General features: G+C 69.0%; 2 protein-coding genes. Both read right to left on the bottom strand.

The window, feature by feature from the left end:
- Positions 1-201: 201 nt before the first annotated feature.
- Positions 202-864 (bottom strand): TetR/AcrR family transcriptional regulator, encoded by a 663-nt coding sequence (locus tag D6B71_RS22315; RefSeq protein WP_121259000.1) that lies wholly within the window; start codon positions 862-864, stop codon positions 202-204.
- On the bottom strand, positions 861-1,730 hold the full coding sequence (locus D6B71_RS22320) for an NAD(P)-binding domain-containing protein (protein ID WP_121259001.1): 870 nt from the start codon (positions 1,728-1,730) through the stop codon (positions 861-863). Before D6B71_RS22320 ends, D6B71_RS22315 begins: the two co-directional genes overlap by 4 nt.
- Positions 1,731-1,878: the final 148 nt, after the last annotated feature.

Raw genomic sequence — 1,878 nt, forward strand, 5'->3', positions numbered from 1 at the left:
AGGAAGAGCTGGCGGGAGGCCTCGAGGATGGCGTTGCGGGTCCGGAGCGCGCGCTCGCCGAGGACCTCCTCGTCCGCGGAAATCTGCTCATTGCCCTGGGCCATGGTCATCGCCGCCTCCTCACACATGGGTCCCTGCTCCGACCGCAGTTCCCGGTGAGGGTCATCCTAGTTGACGCAAGTGTCGGCTCGGGAGTCGTGGTCAGCCGAGGTGGGATGCCCGGACCTCCACCGCACGTATGCCGGCGAGAATGGGGTCGATGGCCGCCTGCACCATTCCGACCAGGAGATCGTCATCGACGGCTGTGTCAGCGTGGGGGAGCTGGAGCGACTGAGAGAGCATGACGCCGTAGATGAGCTCCATCGCGCGGTCGACCGCGATCTCTGTCCGAGCGTCATCGTCGAGCTCGCCGCGTGCCACGGCTCGCTCCAGCATGCCGACGACAGCGCGACGGTTGGCGCCGATGACGTCGCGAAGGAAGCCGCCGAGCAGGTCCGGGCTGCGGGTCTTGTCCAGTGCGATCCGCAGTGTCACCCACCCCAGCGAGGTCTGCAGGTGGCGGTGGAAACGAATCGCGAGTTCGGCCACGTCGCCGCGGAGGCTGCCCGTGTCGATGTCCTCAAGCTTCTCGCCCCGGCGCGCGACCGCGTCGTTGAGCAGCGCGTCCTTGTCCGCCCACCGGAGATAGATCGTCGACTTCCCCACGCCGGCGCGGCGCGCGACCGCGGCGATGTTGAAGGAGGACCACCCGCCTTCGGCATAGACCCGGAGGGCGGCGTCGATGATCCGTTCCTCGGCCTCGCGGTCGCGCGGCCGCCCCAGGGCGCCGGGACGTTCCTTGTCAGGATCTGCGGCGGCCGTCATGAGTCCTCGTTCGGCTCCGGGAGGAGGGCGAACGGGCCCCGGGCCAGCGCGTCGCCGGTCAGGCCGAGGTCGGCGCCGAGGCGCTTCACCGTGGCTGATGCCGCGGCGACCTCCCGGCTGTGACACCGTTCCGCGGCCTTCGCGAACGCAGCCGTCGTGCCGGCTCCCTGGATGATCCGCAGTGAGACGCTCGCCGAGGTGCAGCTGCAGAGCGCGTCGATCAGTGCCGTCTGCTCCAGGCCGAGCTCCAGCCCCAGCTCGAGCGCGTCGCCGGCGAGCTGTGCGTTCGCGGCGAACAGCAGCTCGTTCACCAGCAGGGTCTTGGTTGCTGAGCCGAGGCCACCGGTCCGCACCACCGTGGAGGCCCAGGCCCGCATCATCGGCTCGACGGCGTCGATCGCGTGGGACGGGCCGCCGACCAGGATCGTCGGGTCCGTGCTCCACGCCTGGGTGCCCTGACCGACGACCGGAGCCTCGACCAGCACCACGCCGTAGGCAGCACACCGCTTCGCCAGCTCATCGACCTGCTCGGCAGCGACCTGGGTGTGCAGGACGACGATCGTGCCGGGACGCAGGGACCACAGGATCCCGCCCTCCTCGTCCCCGAGGAGCTCCAGCGCGTCGCGCTCGGTCGCTGAGCACACCATGAGGACCGAGCATCGCGAGATGTCGATGCGACTCGGAGCGGTGCGGTCCGTCCATGCGTGGTGCTGGGCGGCCGAGACTTCGGCGCGCAACGCGGCGAGGATCGGGTCCCCGAGCTGGGCCGAGCCCACGATGGCCACGTGACTGTCGGCATCCAGCTTCTCGCGGGGGCCATCCGGCGTGGACGGTACGTGGCGTGTAGCCGCGATCGGCACGGTCATCTCCGAACTACTAGTGGTGTGCGTCACACACTGTATTTCAGACTGACAGGGTCCGCAAGTGTTTCCAGAAGGTTTCTCTTAGGTCCTGCTGCCGGTGAGGTTGTGCAGGATGCTGGTGGCAGCGGCGTTGATGATGTCGGTCTCGCTG

Origin of the sequence: Nocardioides ferulae (assembly GCF_003660455.1) — a bacterium.
Classification (GTDB): domain Bacteria; phylum Actinomycetota; class Actinomycetes; order Propionibacteriales; family Nocardioidaceae; genus Nocardioides; species Nocardioides ferulae.

Excerpts from the sequence above, each read along its gene's own strand:
- D6B71_RS22315 (WP_121259000.1), bottom strand. The coding sequence starts at position 864 with ATGACGGCCGCCGCAGATCCTGACAAGGAACGTCCCGGCGCCCTGGGG.
- D6B71_RS22320 (WP_121259001.1), bottom strand. The coding sequence starts at position 1,730 with ATGACCGTGCCGATCGCGGCTACACGCCACGTACCGTCCACGCCGGAT.